The following is a 1,479-nucleotide window of genomic DNA, read 5'->3' as shown; positions in this document are numbered from 1 at the left end:
CGTGTCGGTGCCCCTCGACGGCTACGGCGCGCGCTGGTTCCGCGTGGTCACGGAGGAGTCGCGCCGGCTGGTGTGAGCGGAGGGGCGGGGCTCTTCTCGACAGTCCAGGAGTCGTCGCAGTCGCGCTCGAGTGCGACAACTACTGGACTCTCGAGGGAGGCGGGGCAGGAACGGAGGACGAAAGCACCCACCGCACGAAACGTTACGCACACCAGTCGACGGCATCGTTGACGTCACCGCCCTCCCCCGCCTACCGTGAAGCGCAACGTTTCGCCCCCACCGCCGCACCAGGAGGATCCGCATGGCCCCCACTCCGCCGAGCCACCGCGTCCTCGCGAGCGGCAGCCGCATCCCCGCGATCGGCGCCGGGACGTTCGGCTCCGACCGCTACGACGCCGAGACCGTCGGCCTCGCGGTCGAGCACTCCCTCCGCGCCGGCTTCCGCCTCCTCGACTGCGCCACCGTCTACGGCAACGAGCCGCGCGTCGGCCGGGCGATCGCCGACTCCGGAGTCGACCGCGACGAGCTCTTCGTCATGTCGAAGATCTGGAACGACGCGCACGAGCCCGCGGCGGCCGTCGCCTCCGTCGAGCGCTCGCTCGCCGATCTCGGCCTCGACGTGCTCGACGCCGTCTTCGTGCACTGGCCCTTCCCCAATCACCACCCGCCGCACGCCGAGACCGACGCACGCGATCCGCACGCCCGCCCGTACGTCCACGAGGCGTTCCTCGAGACCTGGCGAGCGCTCGAGAGCCTGGTCGACCGGGGCCTCGTCCGGCACCTCGGCACCTCCAACGTCACCATCCCCAAGCTCGAGCGGATCCTCGCCGACGTCCGCATCGCCCCGCAGCTGAACGAGATGGAGCTGCACCCCTGCTTCCAGCAGCCGGAGCTGTTCCGCTTCTGCCTCGACCACCGCATCCAGCCGATCGGCTACTCGCCGCTGGGCTCGCCGTCGCGGCCGGAGCGCGACCGGGTGGAGGGCGACATCGTCGACATCGAGCACCCCGCGGTGCGGGCGATCGCCGAGGAGCGGGGCGTGCATCCGGCCGTCGTGTGCCTCGCCTGGGCGGTGAACCGCGGCCAGATCCCGATCCCGTTCGCGGTGAAGCCGGAGCAGATCGAGGCGAACCTGGCCGCCGCCTCCCTGGTGCTCACGGCCGAGGAGCAGGAGGCGCTGCGCGGCGCCGAGCGCAACAACCGGCTGATCAAGGGCCAGGTCTTCCTCTGGCCCGGCAGCACCGGCTGGCTCGACCTGTGGGACGCCGACGGCACGATCCCGGGCTGGAGCGGCTACGGCTCGCCCCGCGCCACCCTGTGACGTGGCCACCTACAAGGACCTGCAGCGGCTGACCGGCCTCTCGCTCTCGACCATCTCGAAGCACTACAACGGGCTCCCCGTGCGCCCCGAGAACCGGGCGGCGATCGAGGCGGCGGCCGCCGAGGTCGGCTTCCGCGTCAACGGCTTCGCTCGAGGCC

General features: G+C 71.9%; 1 protein-coding gene. It reads left to right on the top strand.

Going from position 1 to position 1,479, the window contains the following annotated elements:
• Positions 1–301 precede the first annotated feature (301 nt).
• Entirely contained in the window at positions 302–1,321 is a 1,020-nt protein-coding gene (locus C5C36_RS17205; protein WP_104261686.1) for an aldo/keto reductase, read from the top strand.
• The last annotated feature ends 158 nt before the right edge of the window (positions 1,322–1,479 follow it).

Origin of the sequence: Rathayibacter sp. AY1G1 (assembly GCF_002932095.1) — a bacterium.
In the GTDB taxonomy this organism is placed as follows: Bacteria; Actinomycetota; Actinomycetes; order Actinomycetales; family Microbacteriaceae; genus Rathayibacter.
This window is presented reverse-complemented; position numbering and strand designations above follow the sequence as displayed.